This is a genomic window from Niastella populi, assembly GCF_002078015.1.
Taxonomy (GTDB): Bacteria; Bacteroidota; Bacteroidia; order Chitinophagales; family Chitinophagaceae; genus Niastella; species Niastella populi.
This window is the reverse complement of the sequence record NZ_LWBP01000210.1, coordinates 104,765-129,049: the sequence shown is the minus strand read 5'-3', so window position 1 is coordinate 129,049 and position 24,285 is coordinate 104,765. Positions and strand designations below refer to the sequence as shown.

Here is a 24,285-nt window from a genome sequence, read left to right as displayed (position 1 = left end):
GCTATAAAAATCTGTTCAGTGCAACTGTTCTTTGCTTTATTGTAAAAACCGCCATTTGCGTCAATGCGCCTGCCTCCGCATCTTCCTCCCCTACCGGTTTATATACAACTTCGTAATTATATTGTTCGGCAATGCGATCGCCCCATTGTCTGAATTCGGCTCTCGTCCACTCGAAGCGATGGTCGCTATGCCGCATTTGCCCGGCCGGTAACGTATCAAACTTTTTATTGTATTCCGCGTTAGGCGTGGTAACGATCACATCCAGGGGCTTTGCATACTTGAAAACGATCTTTTCCAATGCCGCCAGCCGCGGTTCATCCAAATGCTCGATCACCTCCACCAAAGCGGCGGCATCGAAACCCTCGATGCGTTTGTCGCGGTAAGTAAGCGAGCCCTGTATCAGTTCTATCCGCTGCTTTGGGGTAACGAGTTGTTTATCGAGCTTTAGTTTATCCTTTGCTATTTCGAGTGCGCGGTAGCTCACATCCATGCCAAGGATCTTTTCAAACTGTTTTTCCGCCTGCAACAGGCGCAGCAATTTTCCTTCGCCGCAACCAAGGTCAACGACGGTTTTGGCGTTTGCATTCAGTAATTCATCGCGCACGGTTTGCAGGCGCAGGTCGTGTACCCGTTTCTTTTGCTCAGGTTCCGGCTTTTCTTCATCCTCCTCATCTATAACCGTTGCCTCATCTTTCAACAACACTTCCATTACCTGGCTGGTCAGGCTTCGCTGATTTTTCAAATAGCGCATGGTAATGAATTCCCGGGCGGGATGCGCAGGCAGCCAGTCCTGCCCTTTCTCCAACAGCTTTTCCGCTTCACTCTGCCCCACCCAGTAATGTTTGTCGTTATCACAAACCGGTATCAGAATGTACAGGTGCGACAATAACTGCTGTACCGTTACGGTATGCTTCAGGCGCAGTGTAAAATACCGGCTTTCGCCCCATTCGGGAAAAGCGGTATCGACGGGGTGACGTTGCAATGTGATCTCATATCCTAACGGTTCAAACAACTCCTTCACTACCGCTTCGCCGCCGCGCACGGGAATGGCCGCAATTTCCACTTCGAGCGGCATGGGCACGGCAACCAGTTCGGGCTTTTCTTTACAACGCCCGTTCATGGCGGAAGAAAATGCTTTTGCAATGGCGGCGCTCATAAACGAACTGGCCACGTACGGCCGGTCGTTCACGTATTGTTCGAGGGCAAAATCATTGCCGCGCGGCCCATTGCTTTTGCGAACGAGGCCAACGGGATCAAGATCGAGCAGCAGGCAAATGGTGCACCTTTGTTCGGAAACTTCAGGATAAAAAACATGCGCTACGCCGGTGGAAATTTCAAATTCCTGCACTTTGGCAGGATGCTTGTGCAACAGGTAGCCCAGGTCAGAAGCCGGCTGGTGGGTAGATGTAATGGTCAGTAACATAAAAGCTATACATTGGCAATTGCTATAAATCTGCCAATAACAATACCGAATCTACCAAAAAGTAACCCAATAAAAAAGCCCCGGGGTTATCCTGGCGCCGCCTGCAATTAGCCTTTCCGGCTTCTGCACCGCCAAAAGCCCATAAAGCAGGTGGGAAAAATGTAAATTGTACAAGTAAATTGGTACTTTCACGGAGGAGAAAAAACGCGACTTGCCTGTACGATTGTTTAGTGTTATGATCATGACTGCCAGATATTTTTGCTGCCTGTTGCTTTTACAGGTACTAGCTGTTGTAACCGTCACGGCTCAACCAAAATGTAAAATAGAGCACTACGCTACAGAAGACGGGCTTTCACACGATATCATCACCACCATTTTCAAGGACAGCGAAGGATTTATGTGGTTCGGCACCTGGAACGGCATCAACCGGTTCGATGGCCAGCGTTTTGTCACCTACAAATCATCGCCCGGTGATCAGAGCTACCTGAAAAGCCCCCGCATCGACCAGATCGTTGAAGATAATTTTCAACAGTTATGGATAGTAGGTTACGACGGACTGGTATACCGGTTCAACAAACGCACCGAAAAACTGCTGCCGCTGAATGCCATTATACAATTACCGCCGCGAAGAAAATATACATTCAAACGCATCCTCTCCACCGGCAATGGCAGAATATGGATTGAAACGCTGAATGAAGGCCTGGTGGCAGTGACCTCACCGCAGGCCGACTCATCGGGATACTACACTTACCAGGAAGGGCTTTCAAAGGATTTCAGGCTGCCATCGAACCAAATACATTTTTTTAAGGAAGATAAAGACGGCCGCATATGGATAGGCACAGAAAAAGGCCTGACGTGTTTGGTGAAAGACGCAAAGGGGGTTTATAAAAATGCGGCATTTGCCGATCACTTCCCTAAAAACCAGGCCTACACCTGCGCGGAACCATCGCTTAGCGGAGCTGTTCTATATTTTGGCATGGGCAACGGCGGCTTGTTTCAATACCTGGGCGATACAATGTATGCTGTAATGCCCATCAGTAATTCGGCCATCCATGCGTTACAGCTCAACAGGGAGCGCAGCCATATGTACGCCTCTACGGCCGGTGGCGAATTAATTGACATGCATTTTATACATGCACCGTTCTTCAAAACTAAAACCCTGATCAGCGATCCTGCGAATGCCCTGTTCAGCATTTATGAAGACCGCTCGGGTTATTTATGGATAGAACCGCAAAAGGAAGGGGTGATAAGGCTCGATCCTGCAACCGGTAAAGCGAAAGCTTACCGGCAAAAAAGTAATGCGCGGTATATTTTCCCGAAAGGCCATTATGCGGTACTGGAAGATATCCTGCACCGGGTTTGGATAAGTTTGAAAGGCGGCGGTTTTGGTTATTATGACCCGGTTACCGATAAGGTGGAATATTTCTACAACGAACCCAATGCACCCGATCAATTGTTTTCGAACAATGTAGGCACCTGGTATTACGATGAGGCGGGACTGCTGTGGATCAGGACCGAAGACCGCGGTGTTGAAAAAATTACTTTTCAGCGTAATGCTTTTGACCAGCACCTGCTCGAAAACCCGGCCGCATTCCAAACAGAAAATGAAGTACGCGGTTTGTGCGAAGACCGTAAAAAGCGGTTATGGATCGGCGCTAAAGGGGCAAAGCTGTATGTGCTGGAAAACGGCAAGCCGGTAAATATACAATTTGAAGGTATGCCCTCACAGGGCCTTGGACTGGTGTATACCATTATGCAGGACAGCAAGGGCGCGGTTTGGCTGGGCACAAAAGCGCATGGGTTGTACAAAGCGGTACCGCTTAATAAGGCAGAAACGAAATACCAGCTGCATCATTTCATGCCCAATGCAAATGACCCTGCGAGCATACCCAGCAATGAGATCTATGCCTTGCTGGAAGATAAAGCCGGACGAATTTGGGTAGGCAGTTTCCAGGAAGGGCTGAGCCTGGTGGTGAACGAAGGCGAACGCACTACATTTCTGCACGACAAAAACGCCTTACGCGACTACCCGGCTAATATCTTCCGGAAGATCCGCAATATGGCGGAAGACCGGCATGGCAATATCTGGGTGGCCACTACCGACGGACTGCTAATTGTACATACCGGTAAGGCCGGTCATTTCACGTATGCCATGTACCAGAAGATCCCCGGCGATCAATACAGTCTCGGCAATAACGATATCCAATATATTTACCGCGATTCACACAATACCATGTGGCTGGCCACCTCTGGCGGCGGGTTGAACCAGGCCATAGGTGATGATCCTATGAAGGGGTTGACATTCCAGGTATATACCACGCAGGAAGGTTTGCCCAACGATTACCTGCTGAGTTGTGCAGAAGACAACAAGCGCCATTTATGGATAGCCACGCAAACCGGTTTGGCCCGGTTCGACATGCAGCAAAAAACTTTTCGCAATTACAATTCATATGACGGCGTTCCGCCCTATGCATTTTCCGAAACAGCAGGAATACGCCGGGCCGATGGCAGCCTCGTGTTCGGAACGCTGAAAGGATATCTCACCTTCGATCCCACAACCATTGTGGCGCACCCGATCCGCGCAGCGATCGCCTTCACCAATCTGCAAATAAACAATACCGATGTGGCGGCGGGCCGGAGCAACATTCTGCCGTTTTCGGTGAACCATACTTCAAAGCTTACCTTACAACATAACCAAAATATCATCAGCATCGATTATGTGGTGCTCGATTACCGTTCGGGCGACAAACAATCGTACGCTTACCGGTTACAGGGTTTTGATACCGGCTGGCATTACAACCGCAGTGAGCGCCGCGCAACGTACACCAACCTGCCGCCCGGTGATTATGTATTTGAGGTAAAATGCACGAATGGGGAGTTGTATAGTAACGGTCCTGTTAAAAGTATGCAGATCACCATTTTGCCGCCCTGGTGGAAAACATGGTGGGCATACCTGTTATATACGCTGGCGGCAATTATTATTTTCGAGATCGTGCGGCGGGCAGCCGTGACCATGTTACGGCTGCGGCAACGCATTGCAGTAGAAAAACGGCTGGCTGAACTGAAGTTGAATTTCTTCACCAATGTATCGCACGAACTGCGCACCCCGCTTACGTTAATAGTGAACCCCATCGAGGAAATTGGAAAACAGGAAAACCTCACCCCGCAGGGCCGGCAATATGTAGAAGTGGTTCGAAAGAACGCCAACCGCATGGCAAGGTTTGTAAACCAGTTGCTCGACCTGCGCAAACTGCAAAGCGGTAAGGCGGTCATACATCCCTCGCGGGTAGAAGTAGTTTCATTTGTAAAAAGCATTGGCGAATATTTCCTCGAGCTGGCGCGGGAGAAACAGATCGATTTCCAGGTGGTGAGTGAATCAAAGGAAATAGAGGCCTGGCTCGACCTGGATAAAGTAGAAACAGTGATCTACAACCTGGTAGCAAATGCCTTTAAGTTTACGCCGGAAGGAAAGGCCATCAGGGTAAAGGTGTCGCAACCGGCGCAACACAACCGCATACAAATTGAGGTAAGCGACCAGGGCAAGGGAGTGCCGCCGGAGATGCTCGATAAAATATTCGAGCTGTTCCATGAAGAACAGGTAACCGAAGGCAAACAGGTGAAAGGAACCGGTATCGGGCTGGCGCTGTCGAAAGAAATGATCACGCTGCATGGCGGCACTATTTCAGCCCATAATAATGCCGATGGCGGCCTGACGGTAACCGTTACTTTATCAGTGGGGAAAGCACAGGCGCCCGTTGCCACGCCTGCTTTTCTGCACCATGCAGAAGCAACGGATGAAATGCTGGCCGGTTATGAAACAACAGCTTTGGCAACGGCATCAACAACTACTGCCGATGCGAATGGCAATTTGCCACTGTTGCTGGTGGTAGAAGACAATGCCGATCTGCAGGCGTTTTTGAAAAGTCAGCTGACTACATTATACCGGGTTGAGACAGCCGACAATGGTGAAGAAGGATTGGCAAAAGCGCTGGAGCTGCAGCCCGACCTGGTATTGAGCGATATTATGATGCCGAAGATGGATGGCATTCAACTGCTCGACAAACTAAAGAACAACCTGGTTACCAGCCATATTCCGGTAATATTGTTAACCGCCAAAAGCGCCATCGAAAGCCAGATAGAAGGGTTGGATTATGGCGCGGATTATTATATCACCAAACCATTCCGGCACGATTTCCTGGTGGCAGCCATGAGGAACCTGATAAGTCAGCGGAAGAAGCTGTTGAACTCATTGCTGGAAGGAAAGAAAACGGTGCCACTGGAACCGGGCGAAGTAGCCATCACTTCCCGCGATGAAGCCTTCCTGCAACAGGTTGTAGCGATCGTGGAAGAGAAGATGGGCGATGCCGATTTCAATATCGATACGGTGGCCGAAACCGTAGCTATGGGCAGAACCACCTTCTATAGAAAGTTCAAGGGCCTTACCGGACTGGCGCCTATTGAGTTTGTAAGAGAAATGCGCCTTAAACGCGCAAAGCAACTGCTCGATTCCGGTTATGGCAATATTTCCGAGATCGCGTATTCGGTTGGATTCAACAATGCCAAATACTTCAGCACCTGTTTCAAAGCGAAGTACGAGGTAACGCCATCGGAGTACGTGAAAAGTAAGGTAAGTAGTAAGTAATAGGTAGTAAGTGGTAAGTGACGGTTTTATTCGTGACTCGCTACTTACTTAACATCACGCTCCTTCAGGACGTTTTACGGATACAATGATTTACCTAAGATTCTGCTGTAATTAGTAAAAATGGCGAGCGGGAATGTAAACCCGCTCGCCATTTTGATTCTTTTATTATATCAGGCCTTACACTTGCGGCCTTTTATTTGGTTAACATAGTGCTATGTGTTTGCCCGGTTTTAGTGTCGAACAGTTTTAAGGCATATGCCCCCTTCGGCAAATCGCCGATGTTCAGTTTAACCTGGGCCGATGCGTCATTCAACCTTTGCCTTTTCACCACAACGCCTGCCATACTTACCACCATAACTTCTTTATTCAGAAAATCATTGCCCGGGTATTTCAGGTAAACATGATCCTGCGCAGGATTAGGGAACAGGGTAAAGCTGCCGGGGGATGACTGCACTGTAACGCTCTTAATACTTATGATCTTTGAATAGATCTCCTTGCTATTGGCTTCAACCCCTTTAATGCGATAGTACTGAACCTCACCTTTAATATCGCCATCGGTGAACCGGTATATTATACTGCTTGTGTTCGCGTCCGTTTTATACGGAATTGTCGCAATAGAGCCAAACGTTTGGCCATCGCTGCTTTTCTCCACCTCAAAGTGTTTGGCCAGTTCTTTATTGGTTTCCCATTCGATAATATTTCCGACGGTAGTTGAATAACCCCGTGAAGACAAAATTTCAAGCGGGAGAACGATCGCAATACTTTCAATGATCCCCGCATCGGGCAAACCGCCATAAGGAACCGGCTTACCCTGGAAATCTTTATCGATACCGGTGAACTGACCAAAATCGATAGCAGTACAAGCTGGTTTCAGATCATAATTCCACAGCAGCGGATTGCTGGAAGAAGTAATATCGATGAACGGCGAAAAGCCGGCGGGAAGGTTTGTTTCAGTTACGTCCATATTATAGCCAAGGCTGCCCCCGCTCAGGTGAAACATATTGTTCTGATGGATCAATTGCGGGCCATTGAAGGGCTGCGCATTGGGATCGGTGATATTTTGAGCAGTGGCAATCCAGAAAATGTTATTCTTCATGGTGAGCACATTGGCCACTGTAGGGGTAGACATTATACCGATCATGTTCCTTACATCGGCAATGCGGGGCGCATGCGTTTCAATAATGTTGTTGTTCACGAACTGCAGGTTACGTACATCGAGGCTATAGATACTGGCCGAGTTGATCCAGAACACGTGGCCATTGTTCACGAGCAGATTATAACCAACGAGGTTATTGAGTGCTTGTCCACCCGAGCCGCTGCCGAACTCCATAAAGCCGATATTTTCGCTGGCAGTGTTATAAAGTATTTTGTTATTCGAAACTGAACCATACATTTCAATAGCGCCGCCATCAATATGGTAGTCGTAGCTGGTGCCATAACATTCGTGGATCTGGTTATGCGTGATGGTATTGTCGGAACCGCCCACCATGATACCCATGGCGCCGAAATCGTCCCACTCAACATCGGGCGTGTTAAGGATCATGCGCAGGTCGCCGATGGTGCAATTGGTAACGGTGTTAAAGCTGCCGCCGTCGATGCAAACGCCGGAGCCAAGTTTGGTGATCTTGCAATTCCTGACGATGTTATTGGAGCCGTTATTACCGGGGCCTGCGTAAATGTATACGCCATAACCCACGTTAGCCGCAACGCTATGATCATTGGGAATGGTGAAGTCGGTCATCTCGAAGCCATCGATAACGATATGATTACATTGATTGAGCCGGATCATCACACGGTTGTAAACGAGCGGATCGGTAAAGTGACCTGCACTGTATTTAAACAAAGGGGCGGCGCCGGAACCATAGGGCATAAGCACGATCGGCGCGCTGCTGCTGCCACTGCTGTTCATCGACATGGTGCCAACGTACTCCTGACCACGTTTGAAGAAAATGGTATCACCCGGTGAGTAGTAATTGATAGCCCATGGAATGTCGTCGATAGATTTCCAGGGATCGTTGAATGTCCCCTGATTCGATCCGGTTGATGACGGATCAACATAATAATTTGTTGCAGACGCTACGAGCGAGGCCATACTGCACAGCAGTACAAGCATACAGGATATTGTATTTTTCATTGGGATTGATTACGGCTACGAAATCAGAAACTTAAAATGTGTAACTAATACCCCATAAAATTATGCCAATAACATTAAGAGAAAATTAATAAATGTTCACACTACACAATTGTACTTAGCAGAAAAACAATGAGAACGTTTAGGTTCTAATGAAATATTTTTCGCATACACATCATAGCAAATGAAGTGTTCATCATCAGCTAAACATCAATAGTAATTCTGAAATAAAATGAAGCCTTGTACAATAAAATGCACAATAAAAACCTACCTGAAAGAGTGGAAAGTAGCGGCATAGCAATGGCCCTAACATACGCTACGTATGTACCAGGTAGTGAGGCATATTGACTATTTAACTCGTTAACCGGTCAACTCGTCAACTTACTTTATAAATGTTGTACTTTGAGACTGACCGGTTTTAGTATCTATCAATTTTACTGCAAAGGAGCCTTTCGGCAATGCACTAACGTTCAGCTTTACCTGGGCGCCGGCATCGTTCAATCTTTGTTTTCTAACCACTGCACCGGCCATATTTACAACTATCAGTTCTTTGTTTAAAAAATTATTACCCGGCAATTTCAGGTAGATATAATCCTGTGCGGGGTTCGGCGAAACGGAGAGGCTGCTTTTCACGTCACGGTCCTCCACTGCAACCAAACCGGTTGACGCCACGGAAATACGGGCGGGCGTAATGCTGGAATTGCTTTCAGAGATGCCCGCATCAGGAACACCGCTGAAAGGCACGGCCTTACCCCAGAAGTCTTTTTCGATGCCAGTCCATTGGCCCCAGTTAACGGCACAGGCTGTTGGCCGCAGATCGTAGTTCCAGCTAAGCGGATCGTACGAATAACTGTTGGCGAATACTTCCACTTCTTTAGGAAGGTTTTGTTCTGAATAATCCAGTTCAAACCCAAGGTTGCCGCCATTCAGGTGAAAGATGTTACTCTGGTGGATCAACTGCGGGCCGTTAAAAGGCCTGAAATTCGGATCGGTGATATTGGAAGAAGTGTTGATCCAGAAAATATTGTTCTTCATTGTAAGCACATTCGACACCCAGGGTGTAGACATGATCCCAATGAGATTTCTTACATCGGGGAGGCGGGGCGTTTTGGTTTCCACCACATTGTTATTGAAGAACTGGAGGTTACGCACATCGAGGGCGAAAACGCTGGTAGAGTTGATCCAGAATACGTGGCCGTTATTGACGAGCAGGTTATAGCCAACGAGGTTATTGAGTGCGTGGCCGCCCCAGCCGCTGCCGAATTCCATAAAGCCGATGTTATCGCTGGCGGTGTTGTACATGATCTTGTTGTTGGAAACTTCGCCATACATTTCGATGGCGCCGCCGTCGAGGTTATAATCGTAGCTATTGGCCCAGCAGTCGTGGATCTGGTTACGGGTGATGGTATTGTTGGACCCGCCTACTACGATGCCAATGGCGCCGAAGTCGTCCCACATTTGATAATTCGTATTGATGATCATGCGCAGGTTACGGATATCGCAATTGGTGACGGTATTGTCGCTTCCGCCGTCTATGCTAATGCCGCAACCGATACGCGAGAAGCTGCAATTTTTAATGACATTATGCGAACCCCCATTGCCGGGACCTTTATAGATGTAAACGCCATAGCCCACGTTAGCGGGGGTGTAACGATCGTAATCGCGAATGGTATAGTCACTCATTTCAAACCCGTCGATAACGATGTAGTTACATTGATTGAGCCGGATAAAAGTGCGGTTGTATACCAGTGGATCGCTAAAGTTCCAGGAACCGTATTTAAAGATGGGCGCGGCGCCCTCACCATAGGGCAGGAACGAAATAGGTGCGCCTTCGCGGCCACTACTATTGATAGACAAAGTACCCCAGTATTGTTGACCACGACGGAAGTAAACGTTATCGCCCGGTTGAAAGAAGTTTACAAACTGTGGAATGTCGTCAATGCCGTGCCATGGATCGTTGTAAGTGCCGAGGTTTCTGCCACCGGATGAGGGGTCAACGTAGTAGTCAGTCGCATAAGTAAACAATGATGTTGCCACAAGCAGTGTAACAAGGAAACAGGAGGTTAAGCGCTTCATAGTTTTTCAAAAAGTAGTGAGGCGCAAGAAGCCCGCAAAACCATGCCAGTCAACAATTTGGGAGGTTACGAAATGCGGAAATACAGAGAAGTACTTATTACGTTTCTCAGGTTGGGGAATGACCTAAAATATGAATAGCAGATTTAAACCTTTCGACTACACTGCTTCAATTATCTCATCAATATACTTTTTGAACAGACTCAAAAAGTTCTGATCATTAGTCTCTAAATTAATATCCTTTGGTGCAGTAAAAGACAAAATATTATTGGAGTACCTACTCAAATACGATATATATGCTGCTGTAAATATATTCCCGGTGATGGCACTCTTGTAAATCCTAAAGCTTTTAGGTTGGAAGTTTCTGGCTTTCTCCTCATCAAGAATTTTCTCGATATTCTCAAAGATTTCCCTAAGGATCTTGTAAGAAGGAGTTGAAAGCAACTCTTTGCAAACAAGTAATTTATTTCCTGAAAAGCTGAAGTAGACCTCATTCGCATCAAACAATAGCAACCCTATTGAAATCTTTTCCTGGATTTCAGGTCTGATTAAAACTGATAATATACTGTATTGAGTTGTCATTATTTATTCGGATGCAAAATTCCTTAAACCCTGTAAAAAAGTATGTCAGCCATTTTTACAATACTAATATAACAAACTACTCACGTTTAGTAATCATCTCAATACTCCCAATCCAAATGACTTATTGGCAACCGGTTTAATTCTTCCCGGTAACTTTTCCATTGCGGCATAAACTTATTCAGATACCATATAAACCGATCGTTATGCCTTCTTTCTAACAAGTGCACCATTTCGTGAACATATTCCAAACATTGAAGGGTCTTCTTCGCCAGTTCCAGGTTAAGCCAAATTCGCCGGGCTTCTATATTACATGTGCCCCATTTCGTCTTCATGCTCTTTACACCAAAGTCATCAACTTTTACCGGTATAATTCTCTCCCACTTTTCTATATTCGAAGAAATCAACTCTTTCAGCTCATTTCGATACCAGTTATTCAGAATGTATTGCCGCTTAGAAGTACTTGTGCCAGGGCGCACATTACAGATCGAGGAACTTTTTGTTTAAGTCAACCAGCCCGGCTGATCGAAAAAGTCACCACTCAACCTATTGAGGTAATAGCCGAAGTGTTCGACCAGGCTACCCTGAGCGATCTTATCGATTACCTGTTGCCCAATTGGCTGCGGGTTGCGTTGATCAACACACAAAGTCCGTATTCGAGCGGGAATGGACGGGAGATCTTGTATGAATTCTACGAGCTGTTGATTCTGTTTATAGAGGTACTCCATGGCATGTTGATAAGCGAGCAGCTAAACAATCTTTTATCCACTATTACCGACTTCTTCCATCAATGCCCCATCGATTGCATCCGGCGCGAACTGGCCGATTTCCTGGAAGCCGGCATCGGTCACGACGGCAAAGCCATATTTCATCCATCGCAAGCTCACAGACTATACCTCAAAAACCCTGCCTTTCGCTGTCTATAAAGTTGATAATGATCAAGTTCGCTTAACTACACACGTGCCGTTACTGAACTACCCCAACTTCGTTCTTACTTCGTTTTCAGGCTACCCGTAGACCAGCGTTTTTCCCTATGAAATGGGTAGTATTTGGGTAGTAATCAGATAGTGTTGGAACGGACGAAGAACGAACCAGGAACGAAGGATTCCCCGATCAGGGTGCTACATGATTTGTAGGGTAATGGTAGTATAATGCTCTGGGGGTGCTCTGGGATAGCTCTAAGTATGCTCTGGGACTACTCATGCGCACTAGTGTTCCAGTAGAGTATCCAGAGAGTGCCGGTGCAATACCCAGGCCATTACCCTGCCATATTGCTACCATTGCGGTACAGCTACATGTCCTGATATCAACATAACTCATTGATTCTTTCAACATCGGAGTAAGTACGGCTGTAATACGGCTGATGTACGGCTGATCCTGGCTTAGTCTATGGTGAGTGATAGTTAGTGTAGGGCGAGTCTATAGTGATCCTATACTGAATCTACGCTGCATCCACGTTTAATCTGCGCGCCACCAGTATTTCGGGCATTCTATCCAATCCGGCGGCAACCTGTCGCCAAATTTCGTAATGTTCAACAAGATTGAAGTAGGTTTTCGAGCTGTTCCCATTCAGAATCCGTGCATTCAAGTTTCGGCCTAGCATCGGTTAAGCTTCGGTCTGGCTTCGGTTATCCCGGATTGGGAAATAAGGCAAAAACGTGAGGGAATTTCAAGGACCACCGTTTCAGTCCCGACCGCGTTTAGCCCCCACCTCCACCACCTTCCCCCTGCTAAAACTCCCATGCTCATGCCGCCGCACATACCCCAACTGGTTCGTAAGCATAGTAGTGTTTCCGATTTTAAACTCGGGCGTATTGCTATGATGATGGCCGTAGATCCAGTAGTCAACTCCCGAATCATGAATGAGATCATGTAATTCGGTGACAAATGCGCCGTTGACCTGGCTGTTCCTGTATTTCGCGGGATAGTTATACAGCGTTGGTACGTGATGCGTTACTACTACGTTTGTTCCGGCGCCTTTTTCTTTGATCGCTTTTTCCAAAAAATGCATCGACTGGTTATGCAGTTGATTGAATTGGCGGGTAGTAAATCGTTCGCCCGCCCATTGTATGTTGGAGAAATCGGTTACACTTCGTTGTATCTCCAGCGCATGCACCACATCAATTTTGCTCCACATGGTTGTGCAAATAAAATTCACGCCATTATGCACCACCACCTGGTTATTGACCATCCATACATTGCTGCGTAATTTTTCCAACAAAGGATTGGCTACCGTAGCAGCATCGTACCCATAATATTCATGATTGCCGGGCACCCAATACACCATTTCAAAATTTCCGGCTAAATAATCAATAAATTCATTTTGCTTTTTATGCAGTCCAAACGGCAGGATGTCCCCTGCCAATACCAATACCTCCCCCACTGGCTCCAACAAGTGTCGCTTTATGTACTTTTCATTATCGGGCATCTCCAGGTGCAGGTCGGAACAGTATTGAATTTTCATTGGGCAAATTTAAAATCATTAAATCGTAATTCCAGTTGTCAGGGATTCGTTTACACCTTAGCACTATACATGAATATAAGATTTAACCCTACAGAGTTCATTTCTTAACTCTTTAAAAGTTTATTCAGTCATTTCGTTTATTCATGCCGGCTATTGAAAAATTACTGTATATTGTATTTGCAAAAGTTCACAACGGGCTTTCCTGATTGCCTTTCCTTCCCTTGCGATTCCAACCAAACTATTCATTGAAGATCAATTGCAATTCCCTGATTGTAATGTTTCGTTCTGTTCTTTTATCAGTGAGTAAACAGGAATTTTTATGACGATCGACCAATTAAAACAACTCAAAGAGTCTGAAGACCATATTGAATTTAAGGAAGCTAAACACAATTTTCCTTTCGGCGGGGGCAGTAGTACTAAACAGGCAGATCGCCGCAAATGTTTTCTCGGTTACGTTACAGCCCTCGCCAATAAAGGTGGCGGCAAATTGGTTTTTGGAATGACAGACGCTTTTCCTCATGAAGTAGTAGGTTCAGATTTTGGCCTCCATCGAATGGGCGCCATCGTTAATGATACTTTAATTCACCTGGGTATAAGAATCCATTATGATGAGTTATTCGAAGAAAATAAACGGGTACTTATTGTTTATGTATCATCTCGGCCTGTTGGACGGCTTATGAAATTTGAAGGCGTGGCCCTGATGCGTACCGGGGAAAGTTTACGCAATATGACCGATGATGAAATGTTTCATATCCTTAGCGAGCAGGAACCTGATTTTTCAGCCAAAACATGTTCAGATCTTACCATTGAAGATCTGGACGAAAGCGCTATAGGCATAATGAAAGAAGCATACGCACGGAAGCAAATGAATCCTGATTTTCAAACACTATCCACCACCCAAATATTATCAGATCTAAAATTACTTGTACAGGGCCGGCTAAATTATGCTGCCCTGATTTTGCTGGGTAAAAAAGAAACTATAGAAAATTTACTGCCAAATGCAAGAATCATTTGGGAGTTCCGGTATTTTGAATCAAGCATTCCCTATGAACAACGGCAGGTAATATCAGGCCCATTATTTGTAGCAATTGACGACATATGGCAATTGATAAATGTGCGCAACGGCCAAACAATGATAGAATCAGAGGTTTATATTTTTGGAATAATGCACTTTAACGAAACGGTTATTAGAGAGGCAGTTCTGAACGCCATAGCACACCGTGATTATTCAATTACAAGCGAAGTTGTTATTAAACAATATCCTCAAAAAATTAAAATTATAAATCCCGGCGGTTTTCCGAAAGGGGTAAACATTAACAATCTACTCACGGTAAGTAGTACACCACGCAGTCGATTAATGGCAGAAGTAATGGAAAAAACGGGCCTCGTAGAACGGTCGGGGCAAGGAATAGATAAAATATATTCAATTACATTATCGGAGGGAAAACATGAACCTGATTATACTGATTCAAACCTGTTTCAGGTGACCCTTGTTCTGGATAGCACCAACCTGGATAAAGAATTCTACATCTTCCTTAACAATATTCAAAGGAAACATCTGCCTCATAAAAAACTTGCAGTTGATGTTATTATTGCTTTGCATAGAATTAAAAATAACCAATCGAACGAAATTAATTCAACAATACTGAATTGGTTAAAAGATCACCAAATTATTAAACGTAGCAGGGGTAACGCTTTAAAATACTTACTATCGGATGAATACAAGCAAATTAAAGAAAAGGAACAAAAAATTGGGACAAGATATGTTGTTCAGGAGGTTGAGCGGTTGATTGCTGCGTTACAAGGAAAAGTTTTAAAAATTGGCGAATTGGAGCAAATGTTGAAAGGGTTTTTAAACCGAAATAAGATCAAATATATTATCAATAAGCTATTGTTAGATAAAGTTATAGTCGCCGAGGGAACAGGGAGGGGGACGCGATATAAACTGGAAAATAAGTTTAACGACTTACAAAATGATGAACTAATTTATAATGTAGTATCCTATTTAGACCAATCAACAGAACCGTAGCTCCTGATTTCTCCATAATATTTAAAAAATTTCTCCATATTCAAAAAAAAAAGATCGAAAATGCCACATAGGCAATTAATTATCAAATAATTATATTTAATTTATGATATCTGCAAATTTTGTTGCATTTCTCCACATTTCGTAAAAATTCTCTATAATTGGCAAATTGAGATAAGCCAATCACCTTCCTGAAGTCAGGAATGTGATCGCCCCCGCTGACCATTTTCCCGACGCCAGGAAAATGGTTGAGGCGCTCACTTAATCGTTATATTAATAGCTCCACCGTAAAATGACACGAACATCTCATTAAACAACCAGTTCCTCCCGTGATACGATTCGAACAAATCAAATCATTTCACAAAATGTATTTTCTGTTAATCGCTGCCATTCCCATACATTTTACTTAAGGAATAGAAAACCTATATTTACTACCGAATCCTGACAAATAAGGTCACCATGTTCAACTTTTCTAACCAGTCAGTTAATGCTCCGCTTCCCAATGGTGTGTATCCCATTGAATTTGCCATAAACGAGGATGACCCTGATATGGTAAAGTTACTTATTGAAGCCGGGGCCGATCCTAATATCGATCTTGGCAAGGGTTTTACGCCTTTGCACGAAGCTATGGACGCATGCATTGATTGTATGATCCAAAACAACCGCGACACCTTCTTTCCCGAACATCTTGAAATGGTTAAAGTTTTATTTGAAAACGGCGCTGATCCTAATAAAAAAGACATCAATGGCATAAGCCCATTGGATCTAATCAATAGCTATGCTGGCTTAAAAGAAGGGTTCGATAAACTCATGAATTTGTTCAGACCGGCCATTCCCAATATCGACAACCTGATCACCTACCAGGAAAGACATCCAACCGCCTCAAACTATAAAAATATACATATCAATTAGTTTTGAAATACCCCCCTCAGGCATTCCACCTCCAATAATTATTTATCTTTTTTCTTCCGAACCTATTGACATTCAAAGATCTCCACCCTATATTTACGCTCTAATATCCTATTTACCCTATGCTTCACTCACCTGATCCTTTCTACATCAACGAACGCCAGCTTTTCGGCCAGTGGCAGGTGCCCATCTACCCCATCGAATTTGCATTGCTTGAACATGATGCTGCCATGCTAAAAAGATTTCTCGATGCCGGCGCCGATCCCAATGTTGATATCGGCGGGGGTTGGACGCTCCTGCACAAAATAAGCGCCTACGCTATCGATAGCATGATCCAAAATAAACGCGCTGAATTCTTCCCCGAATTAATTGAAATAATGAAACTCCTCGTTGAAAACGGGGGTGACCTCAATAAGAAAAACGACAAAGGCAAAAAACCATTGGATGTTATAAACACCTATCGTTTCCAAAACAAAGATGAATTTGACTGCCTGGTGAGTTTGTTCAAACCGGCCATTCCGAATGTAGAAGAGCTGGTGGCTTACGAGGGGAATGCATAATGTAGTTGCATCAACTTTTGCAGGCAACCGCGCCATCCCGGAACGAACCGGAACGATGGCCGGGCCGGCGTAAAGGGGAATAAAAAAGCGGCTACACATGAATGCATAACCGCTATTATTTTTCGGGGTGAATGGCTTAATCAGCCATCACTTTATACTCAGGGTCTTCGATGACATTTACATCTATGACCGATTCGGCGTTTTTGATCAGTGCGCGGCAATCGGCGCTTAAATGGCGCAGGTGTAATTTCTTACCTGATCTATGATAGCGCTCAGTCAGCTTGTTCAATGCTTCTATTGCGCTCATATCGGTAATGCGGCTTTCTTTAAAATCAATGATCACTTCTGCGGGGTCGTTTGATACATCGAATTTTTCCAGGAAGGTGGCAACAGAACCAAAGAAAAGGGGACCGAATATTTCATAATGTTTTACCCCTTTCTCATCGATGTATTTTCTGGCCCGTATTCTTTTCGCGCTCTCCCAGGCAAATACCAGGGCGGAAATGATAACACCGATCAGTACCGCCAATGCCAGGTTATGCAACCATACGGTAATGATGGCCACCAGTATTCCCACAATTACATCGGGCTTTGGCATTTTATTGATGATGCGCAGGCTGGTCCACTCGAACGTGCCAATGGCCACCATGACCATTACGCCAACCAATGCAGCCATGGGTACGCGCTCGATGATAGGCGCGCCTACGAGGATCACAATTAAAATGGTTATGGAACCGATAATGGCAGAGAGCCTGGCCCTTGAGCCGGCCGATAAATTTACGAACGACTGTGCAATCATGGCGCAGCCACCCATGCCGGTGAAAAAGCCGTTGAACACATTCGCCGTTCCCTGCGCCACGCATTCTTTATTACCGCGGCCCCTTGTGCCCGTAATTTCATCAACGATATTCAGTGTTAATAAACTTTCTATCAAACCCACACCGGCCATTACCAGTGAATACGGGAAAATGATCTTCAATGTATCGAAACTAAATGGCACCATGGGAATATGAAATGGCGGCAGGCTGCCGCTGATAGAGGCAATGTCTTTAACCGTTTTCGTTTCTATGCCAAACCCCAGCACCACCAGGAATACGACAATGATAGCCACCAGTGAAGCAGGAACGGCTTTCGTGATCTTCGGAAGTACGATCACGACTGCAACGGTCAATGCTACAAGTGCCAGCATCGTCCATAACGGCGTTCCGGTAAGCCACGATGTACCGGTGGCGCCTGTTGTAGTAAACTGTTTTATCTGCGCCATGAAGATGATGACGGCGAGGCCGTTCACAAATCCATACATCACCGATTGCGGTACCAGCCTGATGAACTTTGCCAGTTTGAATACGCCAACTGTAACCTGAAATAAGCCCGCCAACGCCACAGCGGCAAAAACATATTCCACGCCATGCGACTGCATAAGCGCGATCAATACAACAACAGTAGCCCCTGCGCCGCCGGAGACCATTCCCGGCCGTCCGCCGAGGACAGCGGTAATCAGCCCCATCAGGAATGCGGCGTATAAACCGGTCAAAGGCGACAAACCCGCCAAAATTGCAAAGGACAATGACTCAGGGATCATGGTCATGGCAACGGTGAACCCGGCCAGTACTTCTGTTTTATAGTTTACTTTTTGTTTGAAATCGAATAAATTCAGGAAAGCCATGCTGCTGTATAAATCAGTAATAAAATAATTGTTGCCGGAAATGAAAAGAATTATATGGATATCGGTATCTGAATTAAAGCAAGGCAACCGGGGAAGATGCAATAATGCCATTCATTCCGGGCGCGAAGGTAGGTAAAAAAAGTGAGGGGTATTGTCCTGCCTGGACAGGCCTTTTTGTGGTATCATTTCCTTTACAATGCCGGTTAAAAGCGGGGCTTGTTTATGTTCCTTAAACATTGAATAAAGAAACAGCCTTTACTTTTACAGATCAATGCAACAAGCACCCGCAGGACTTTTTTATACCTAATACGGATCACTGATATACTTCTTTAACGATTCGACTCACGCGAAAAAATTTATACAATAACTGTTTGCTGTAATCGATTAATACATATATTTGATTTTACAATCTATGCTACGTTAGGTCTCTCTGATTTTAGAAGCAACATATCTACATACTCCCGGCAACCCCGCATGTCCCAACCAGTGCAGTGCATTAACTATTATATTGTGCAAGACATATGTCTTGACGTATTTGTAATTGTTTAAAAACTTTTACCATGTCGTTCATTGCCAGGCTGCAACTGCAGAATGAGGATGAAATAAATGTGCTGCGATGCGGCTTTAAATTCAATCAGTCAATCGATGTAACGGGTAAGGCTGCGTCAAAGCCGATGGGTGGAACCATTAATCTTACGCTGGCGAGCATCAACCACCCGGAATTGTTTGAATGGATGATCAATACATTGCAAACAAAGAATGGGAAGATCACATTTATCAGGTACGATACCATGAGCAAACTGAAAACGCTTGAGTTTGAAAACGCCTTGTGTGTGGAATATCATGAAATATTCGATCCTGCGGGCGAACATCCCATATTATTACAGCTAACGCTAAGTGCACACACCATCAAGCTGGAAGAAACAGTGTTTAAAAACAACTGGCCCGGACTGTAAGCGGTTTGGCGGTAAGGCGTGTTGCGGATGCTCTTTAGTAAGCATCTGGCAGGCATCTATTAACCTTAAAACAAGTATTCATGGCACAAGCCGTAGAAACTACTATAGAAATAAATGGTGTTAAAATAGATCAGTTCACTTCGCTGAAGTTAAGCCAGGGAATATATGCGCATCATTCGTTCAGGCTGGTTTGTCCGGCCAAGGCGGTGGAAGAAGATGGAGCTGTGTTGAAGGAGTCGAAAAGCTTGATCGGCACCGCGGTGCACATAAAAGTGAATTCGGAAAACGAGCGATCGGAACTGTCATTTACCGGTGTAGTTACGCAAATGGAGGCAACGTGTAATAACGGGCATCCGGGAAATATAGTGATCAGTGGGTACTCTCCCACCATTTTACTGGATAGCGGCCGGCATTGCCGGTCGTGGTTGCGCAAGTCGGTAAAAAGCATCCTGAAAGAAGTATTGAACCTGTATCCCGATGATATGCTGAAATACAGGATCAACCCTTCATATAAAGAGACCCTTTATTATTATGTGCAGTACAAAGAATCGGCCTGGCAGTTTATCAGCAGGCTGGCCGGCAAACACGGCGAATGGTTGTTTTATGACGGGCAGCAACTGGTAATAGGGCAGCCAAAGGGGAAAAAGATCACACTGCAATACGGGGTGCAGTTGAGCCGGTATGCCTTGCATATGCAAATAAAGCCCGGCAAGTGCCAGGTAAAGGCATTGGATTATGTAAACAATGAAGTGTATAGTACCGAGGTTGCGAACAGTGCGTTGAATGCAGGGCATAACGGGTTGGGCGAATACGCGCTGACAAAAGGAGAACAGGTATTTATAGCACCGGTAACCAACTGGCATAATCACTATGTGCGAAATGTAAAGCAGGTAGATGAGGTTATGACGCTGCGGGCGGCGAGTGAGATCAGTGATGTTGTTCGGGTGCATGGCTGCAGCGACCTGCCCGGTTTTCAGCCGGGAGATTGTGTAGTTATAAAAACGGAGGAGAAAAAAGATCCGGCAGATCGATCGCCGGGCGAGTTTACTATTATTTCCATAGAACATACCTGGGATGGAACAGGCAATTATTCCAATGAGTTTACGGCGATACCGTCAACGGTAAAAATACCACCGGTAAAGGCCGTTGCCGAACCGTATTGTGAAACGCAGAGTGCGCTGGTGGTGAATAACCATGATAATGCGGGATTAGGCAGAGTGCAGGTTCGGTTTCGCTGGATGAGTGAGGATGAGAAAAGTCCGTGGTTACGGGTTATATCGCCCTACGCGGGGAATGGAAAAGGGTTATTTATGTTACCGGAGAAAGACGAAGAAGTGATGGTGGCCTTTGCGGGCGACAATGCTACCCGGCCCTATGTTGCCGGAACGGTTTATAATGGCGGCGCAAAAACGGAGTTTAGCACTGAAAAAAACGATATAAAGGCGATACAAACCCGCAGTGGTGTAAAGGTGATCATGAACGATAAGGAAGGGAGTGTTACTATGGAAGATCAAAACGGGAACAAGTTGTATATGGATGGAGAAAATAAGATTGTAATAGAAGCAAAGGGAAACCTGAAATTGAAATGCGGGGAGGCCGAGCTGGAAATGAAAGATGGGGAGATAACGCTGAAGGGGGTAAAGGTGAATATAAAAACAACGGAGGAGTTAAAGATCGTAAGCAATGGAAAGGCGAATATCAATGCTGCGATGGATATGATCATGAAGGCGGGCGTGATCAAGCTCAATTAATTTACCGGGACAGGGATACAAACTAAACAATTTGTAAATTTCATCAATTGGGTAAGCCGGCAGCAAGGATTGGAGATGGGCATAGTTGTCCGGCGGTAACGCCCGGCACAGGTGTACCACATGTGGGTGGGGTTATAATTGGCCCGGGATGCGGAACGGTGCTAATTGAAGGATTGCCGGCTGCGACGATGGGTGATGCTTGTGCGTGTGTGGGTGAGCCAGACAAAATAACACAGGGGTCCACGGGGGTATTTTTAGGTGGTAAACCGGCGGCACGAAGTGGAGATCGATGTGCGCATGGAGGAAGGGTTACTGGTGGGTGTGGGAGTGTGTTGATTGGGGAGGGTGAGTTCATGTGCCTGCCAGCAGAGGGCGTTCCTGACTCGGATTTCATAGAACCTTCCGATGAAGAGAAAAGAGAGATAATAAGCCAGGTAATTAAGGATTGCGTAGCCATGTTGAGTCATAAGCATAAGTTACTAAAGAATGGTGATCCTGATACATTGAAGGAGTTTAAAAAATGGTTTGGAACTGATGACGTCAATGCAAGGATAACAATTTTGAAAATGATCAAAAAGGTTTTGAATGTTTGTCAGAAATTGACGGTGGATTGTTTCGACCAAATCTATAATGAAAAAGACAGAATGCAACAGCAAGCTGTTGTTTACAACAAAGATAGATCATATAGGATTTTTCTAGGTGATCCTTTCTGGCAATTAGGCGGAGATTCAAAACATTCAAAAAGCGGTGTTTTGATACATGAACTGTCGCACTTCAAAAAAACAGGCAATACATTAGATCATGCCTATTATGAAACGGGATGTTTGCGATTAGTAGAAACCTATCCGGAATATACTTTAAACAACGCAGACTCATTCAGGTTGTTTGTAGAATCCTGACAAGACAAGGACAATATATAAATTATGAACTCTAATAGAATAGTTATATGAGTGATCAAATTATTGATGTAAATCTAAGTGTAAAAGTAATAAACGGCCAGTTAATTGCTCATTTATGTATAGCAAATACTGCCTCCAAAATGGTGTACTTAGATGATCAAACAATTTGTTACGACAACACTATTCGTGGAGATTATTTTAGAATAAAGACCGAAAAAGGAAAATTGATTGATTATACTGGAATGAAAGTTTGCCGCGAGGTGAATCCAGAATCTTTCTTAAAGCTTAATGTAAATGAAAAATTGGAGACGGATATAAACTTAAGCGAAGTATATGAGTTAAAAAAGGGAAAAAAGTATACAATCCAATATTCAGCATTTCAACCTCCTTATTTTGAAGAACAAGACCTGGCGAAAATCGACTCCAACGTAATTGATATTATCTATAAGTAAGGGAAGTGTCATTTTAAGCTAACTATATGTCCAAACCCGCAGCACGAATTAGGAAATCTTTGAGTGTGCTAAACAGTCTTTCAGAAATAAATTTTCTTGTAATAGCAAATGAGGAGCTAAAGCAAATAGAATTTGCAAGGGTTTAAACGAAGATGCATCGCATAGAATATTTATGGGAGATTCATTCTGGAAGTATTGCAAACAAAAGGGCCAGCCTTCAAAAGCTTCGGTAATAATTCACGAATTATCACATTTCCACGATATTGGAAAAACTGAAGATATCATTTATGGGTACGATCGGTGTAAAGAATTGGCTAAAGGCCATCCAAATCTTGCTTTAAAGAATGCGGATTCATTTGAGTGTTTTATAGCCATATAAAGCATAACTATTAAAACAAAGTAAAGAGTTATGAACGAGAAAAGCATTGACATACAATTAGCGGTAGAGTTATCAGAAGGCAGCTTGATTGCCAACATGAAATTTGCGAACAACTCAAATAGCGATATGCATTTGGATAAGCAAACCATATGTATCGATAACAAGACCCGTCGTAAGATATTTAATATTGTTGATGAGGATAACACCGAGGTTGGGTATACTGGCGCATATGTTTATCGGGATGTTGTTCCTCAAGACTATATTAAGCTAAAAAGTGGTGAAATAATTGAATCACGGATAACCTTAGATGAGGTTTATAAATTGTCAAAAGGGCATAAATATAGTATCCAGTATTCTGTTTTTCATCCTACTTATAAGGACAAGTCAGGGTTTACACCGTTTGAGTCTAATAAAGTAGAGATAGTTTATAAATAGACAGTAACAATAAGTTTTATTAATGTCCAAACCCGCAGCACGAATAGGCGACATGCATAGCTGCCCTATGGTAACGCCCGGCACAGGTGTACCACATGTGGGCGGGGTTATAATTGGCCCGGGATGCGGAACGGTGCTAATTGAAGGATTGCCGGCGGCGACGGTTGGGGATGCTTGTATATGTGTGGGTGAGCCGGACAAAATAACAAAGGGGTCAACCGGGGTATTTTTAGGTGGTAAACCGGCGGCACGAATTGGAGATCAATGTGCGCAGGGGGGAAGGGTTACTGGTGTTCGGGTATGGATTCAAGACCAGGCATCCTGATCCATGAAATATCTCATTTTAAAAATGTTGGACGAACTGTTGACCATGCTGATGGAGAAGTAAAGAGCTTAGATTTGGCAATTAAGAATCCCAAAGATGCACTATTTAACGCCGATTCATTTGAATATTTTATGGAGGCATAAATTGTTTTATAAAATAAATTGACATATGGATATCAATTTTATTAAAGTCGAATTATCTGTTGCAAAAAAGGACAGAAAGATATTTGCTAATTTAATTTTCTCTAATAATACATCCGAAACAGTTTCCATTGATAAGCTAAGGACTTGTCATGGAAATAAAATACAAAATAATTTGTTTAAAATTTTTGATGAAAAGAAGCGTATGATTGACTATGATGGACCTATGGTAAAGCGTTTTATTACGCCCGAAGACTTTATTATGATTGACCCCGGACAGAAAATAGAAACAAGTGTTGAATTAGATGAAGTATATGAGCTAAAGAATGGGAAAAAATATACCATCCAATATTCAGCATATCTTAATAATAATCTGACAAACTCGAGCATTGAAAAGATTGAATCAAATGTTGTTGAAGTAATTTGTTAAGAAATTAAAAAATGGTTGTAGGTGGATATGAGGCATGGAAAATAT

21 protein-coding genes are annotated in these 24,285 nt (G+C 44.4%); 14 read left to right on the top strand and 7 right to left on the bottom strand.

From position 1 onward, the window contains the following. Position 1 precedes the first annotated feature (1 nt). Positions 2 to 1,423 (bottom strand): 3' terminal RNA ribose 2'-O-methyltransferase Hen1, encoded by a 1,422-nt coding sequence (locus tag A4R26_RS26060; RefSeq protein ID WP_081169460.1) that lies wholly within the window; start codon positions 1,421 to 1,423, stop codon positions 2 to 4. Positions 1,424 to 1,634: 211 nt separating this feature from the next. On the opposite strand from A4R26_RS26060, the gene A4R26_RS26050 reads away from it, so the two are divergent. After that, on the top strand, positions 1,635 to 6,065 hold the full coding sequence (locus A4R26_RS26050; protein WP_133054781.1) for a hybrid sensor histidine kinase/response regulator transcription factor: 4,431 nt from the start codon (positions 1,635 to 1,637) through the stop codon (positions 6,063 to 6,065). A gap of 193 nt (positions 6,066 to 6,258) precedes the next feature. Here A4R26_RS26050 and A4R26_RS26045 read toward each other — a convergent pair whose 3' ends face one another. From A4R26_RS26045 to A4R26_RS36150, 4 genes are all read right to left on the bottom strand, one after another. Then, the gene (locus tag A4R26_RS26045) at positions 6,259 to 8,199 is read right to left on the bottom strand and encodes a T9SS type A sorting domain-containing protein (protein ID WP_081169457.1); all 1,941 of its coding nucleotides are present in this window, start codon (positions 8,197 to 8,199) and stop codon (positions 6,259 to 6,261) included. A gap of 378 nt (positions 8,200 to 8,577) precedes the next feature. Beyond that, positions 8,578 to 10,272, bottom strand: coding sequence for a right-handed parallel beta-helix repeat-containing protein (locus tag A4R26_RS26040; RefSeq protein ID WP_081169456.1), 1,695 nt, complete (start codon positions 10,270 to 10,272; stop codon positions 8,578 to 8,580). 156 nt (positions 10,273 to 10,428) lie between these two features. Further along, positions 10,429 to 10,851, bottom strand: a complete 423-nt coding sequence (locus A4R26_RS26035) for a hypothetical protein (RefSeq protein ID WP_081169455.1) — start codon at positions 10,849 to 10,851, stop codon at positions 10,429 to 10,431. A 98-nt stretch (positions 10,852 to 10,949) separates the two neighbouring features. After that, entirely contained in the window at positions 10,950 to 11,327 is a 378-nt protein-coding gene (locus tag A4R26_RS36150; protein ID WP_207625821.1) for a YgjP-like metallopeptidase domain-containing protein, read from the bottom strand. Between the two features lie 87 nt (positions 11,328 to 11,414). Here A4R26_RS36150 and A4R26_RS26025 point away from each other — a divergent pair, with 87 nt between their 5' ends. Then, positions 11,415 to 11,774: a hypothetical protein gene (locus tag A4R26_RS26025; RefSeq protein WP_081169453.1), complete on the top strand. Its 360-nt coding sequence runs from the start codon at positions 11,415 to 11,417 to the stop codon at positions 11,772 to 11,774. A 758-nt stretch (positions 11,775 to 12,532) separates the two neighbouring features. Here A4R26_RS26025 and A4R26_RS26020 read toward each other — a convergent pair. Continuing rightward, positions 12,533 to 13,312, bottom strand: a complete 780-nt coding sequence (locus tag A4R26_RS26020) for a metallophosphoesterase (RefSeq protein ID WP_081169452.1) — start codon at positions 13,310 to 13,312, stop codon at positions 12,533 to 12,535. Between the two features lie 319 nt (positions 13,313 to 13,631). On the opposite strand from A4R26_RS26020, the gene A4R26_RS26015 reads away from it, so the two are divergent. From A4R26_RS26015 to A4R26_RS26005, 3 genes are all read left to right on the top strand, one after another. After that, positions 13,632 to 15,341 (top strand): ATP-binding protein, encoded by a 1,710-nt coding sequence (locus A4R26_RS26015; RefSeq protein WP_081169451.1) that lies wholly within the window; start codon positions 13,632 to 13,634, stop codon positions 15,339 to 15,341. Positions 15,342 to 15,797: 456 nt separating this feature from the next. After that, complete coding sequence (locus tag A4R26_RS26010; RefSeq protein ID WP_081169450.1) at positions 15,798 to 16,250, top strand: ankyrin repeat domain-containing protein; 453 nt, start codon at positions 15,798 to 15,800, stop codon at positions 16,248 to 16,250. A 119-nt stretch (positions 16,251 to 16,369) separates the two neighbouring features. After that, positions 16,370 to 16,807, top strand: coding sequence for an ankyrin repeat domain-containing protein (locus tag A4R26_RS26005; protein WP_081169449.1), 438 nt, complete (start codon positions 16,370 to 16,372; stop codon positions 16,805 to 16,807). 136 nt (positions 16,808 to 16,943) lie between these two features. Here the strand turns inward: A4R26_RS26005 and A4R26_RS26000 are convergent, their stop codons facing one another. Beyond that, on the bottom strand, positions 16,944 to 18,473 hold the full coding sequence (locus A4R26_RS26000; protein ID WP_081169639.1) for a SulP family inorganic anion transporter: 1,530 nt from the start codon (positions 18,471 to 18,473) through the stop codon (positions 16,944 to 16,946). 560 nt (positions 18,474 to 19,033) lie between these two features. Between A4R26_RS26000 and tssD the strand changes: the two genes are divergently transcribed. The 9 genes from tssD (at position 19,034) to A4R26_RS25955 (ending at position 24,240) form a co-directional block, all read left to right on the top strand. Next, positions 19,034 to 19,429 carry a type VI secretion system tube protein TssD gene (gene tssD / locus A4R26_RS25995; protein ID WP_081169448.1) on the top strand — a complete coding sequence of 132 codons (396 nt, stop codon included), beginning with the start codon at positions 19,034 to 19,036 and terminating at the stop codon, positions 19,427 to 19,429. A gap of 80 nt (positions 19,430 to 19,509) precedes the next feature. Then, positions 19,510 to 21,180 carry a type VI secretion system Vgr family protein gene (locus A4R26_RS25990; protein ID WP_081169447.1) on the top strand — a complete coding sequence of 557 codons (1,671 nt, stop codon included), beginning with the start codon at positions 19,510 to 19,512 and terminating at the stop codon, positions 21,178 to 21,180. Between the two features lie 47 nt (positions 21,181 to 21,227). After that, positions 21,228 to 22,079, top strand: a complete 852-nt coding sequence (locus A4R26_RS25985; RefSeq protein ID WP_081169446.1) for a PAAR domain-containing protein — start codon at positions 21,228 to 21,230, stop codon at positions 22,077 to 22,079. Between the two features lie 47 nt (positions 22,080 to 22,126). Beyond that, positions 22,127 to 22,531 (top strand): hypothetical protein, encoded by a 405-nt coding sequence (locus A4R26_RS25980; protein ID WP_081169445.1) that lies wholly within the window; start codon positions 22,127 to 22,129, stop codon positions 22,529 to 22,531. Between the two features lie 130 nt (positions 22,532 to 22,661). Beyond that, positions 22,662 to 22,910 carry a M35 family metallo-endopeptidase gene (locus A4R26_RS36145; protein WP_369332942.1) on the top strand — a complete coding sequence of 83 codons (249 nt, stop codon included), beginning with the start codon at positions 22,662 to 22,664 and terminating at the stop codon, positions 22,908 to 22,910. Between the two features lie 30 nt (positions 22,911 to 22,940). Next, positions 22,941 to 23,345, top strand: a complete 405-nt coding sequence (locus A4R26_RS25970) for a hypothetical protein (RefSeq protein WP_081169443.1) — start codon at positions 22,941 to 22,943, stop codon at positions 23,343 to 23,345. Between the two features lie 22 nt (positions 23,346 to 23,367). Further along, the gene (locus A4R26_RS25965) at positions 23,368 to 23,670 is read left to right on the top strand and encodes a PAAR domain-containing protein (protein ID WP_081169442.1); all 303 of its coding nucleotides are present in this window, start codon (positions 23,368 to 23,370) and stop codon (positions 23,668 to 23,670) included. Beyond that, on the top strand, positions 23,646 to 23,813 hold the full coding sequence (locus A4R26_RS25960) for a M35 family metallo-endopeptidase (protein ID WP_165760417.1): 168 nt from the start codon (positions 23,646 to 23,648) through the stop codon (positions 23,811 to 23,813). The genes A4R26_RS25965 and A4R26_RS25960 overlap by 25 nt, the downstream gene beginning before the upstream one ends. A gap of 25 nt (positions 23,814 to 23,838) precedes the next feature. After that, positions 23,839 to 24,240: a hypothetical protein gene (locus tag A4R26_RS25955; RefSeq protein ID WP_081169440.1), complete on the top strand. Its 402-nt coding sequence runs from the start codon at positions 23,839 to 23,841 to the stop codon at positions 24,238 to 24,240. Positions 24,241 to 24,285: the final 45 nt, after the last annotated feature.

Excerpts from the sequence above, each read along its gene's own strand:
- A4R26_RS26060 (WP_081169460.1), bottom strand. The coding sequence starts at position 1,423 with ATGTTACTGACCATTACATCTACCCACCAGCCGGCTTCTGACCTGGGC.
- A4R26_RS26045 (WP_081169457.1), bottom strand. The coding sequence starts at position 8,199 with ATGAAAAATACAATATCCTGTATGCTTGTACTGCTGTGCAGTATGGCC.
- A4R26_RS26040 (WP_081169456.1), bottom strand. The coding sequence starts at position 10,272 with ATGAAGCGCTTAACCTCCTGTTTCCTTGTTACACTGCTTGTGGCAACA.
- A4R26_RS26035 (WP_081169455.1), bottom strand. The coding sequence starts at position 10,851 with ATGACAACTCAATACAGTATATTATCAGTTTTAATCAGACCTGAAATC.
- A4R26_RS26020 (WP_081169452.1), bottom strand. The coding sequence starts at position 13,312 with ATGAAAATTCAATACTGTTCCGACCTGCACCTGGAGATGCCCGATAAT.
- A4R26_RS26015 (WP_081169451.1), top strand. The coding sequence starts at position 13,632 with ATGACGATCGACCAATTAAAACAACTCAAAGAGTCTGAAGACCATATT.
- A4R26_RS26010 (WP_081169450.1), top strand. The coding sequence starts at position 15,798 with ATGTTCAACTTTTCTAACCAGTCAGTTAATGCTCCGCTTCCCAATGGT.
- A4R26_RS26005 (WP_081169449.1), top strand. The coding sequence starts at position 16,370 with ATGCTTCACTCACCTGATCCTTTCTACATCAACGAACGCCAGCTTTTC.
- A4R26_RS26000 (WP_081169639.1), bottom strand. The coding sequence starts at position 18,473 with ATGGCTTTCCTGAATTTATTCGATTTCAAACAAAAAGTAAACTATAAA.
- tssD (WP_081169448.1), top strand. The coding sequence starts at position 19,034 with ATGTCGTTCATTGCCAGGCTGCAACTGCAGAATGAGGATGAAATAAAT.
- A4R26_RS25990 (WP_081169447.1), top strand. The coding sequence starts at position 19,510 with ATGGCACAAGCCGTAGAAACTACTATAGAAATAAATGGTGTTAAAATA.
- A4R26_RS25980 (WP_081169445.1), top strand. The coding sequence starts at position 22,127 with ATGAGTGATCAAATTATTGATGTAAATCTAAGTGTAAAAGTAATAAAC.
- A4R26_RS25970 (WP_081169443.1), top strand. The coding sequence starts at position 22,941 with ATGAACGAGAAAAGCATTGACATACAATTAGCGGTAGAGTTATCAGAA.
- A4R26_RS25965 (WP_081169442.1), top strand. The coding sequence starts at position 23,368 with ATGTCCAAACCCGCAGCACGAATAGGCGACATGCATAGCTGCCCTATG.
- A4R26_RS25960 (WP_165760417.1), top strand. The coding sequence starts at position 23,646 with ATGGATTCAAGACCAGGCATCCTGATCCATGAAATATCTCATTTTAAA.
- A4R26_RS25955 (WP_081169440.1), top strand. The coding sequence starts at position 23,839 with ATGGATATCAATTTTATTAAAGTCGAATTATCTGTTGCAAAAAAGGAC.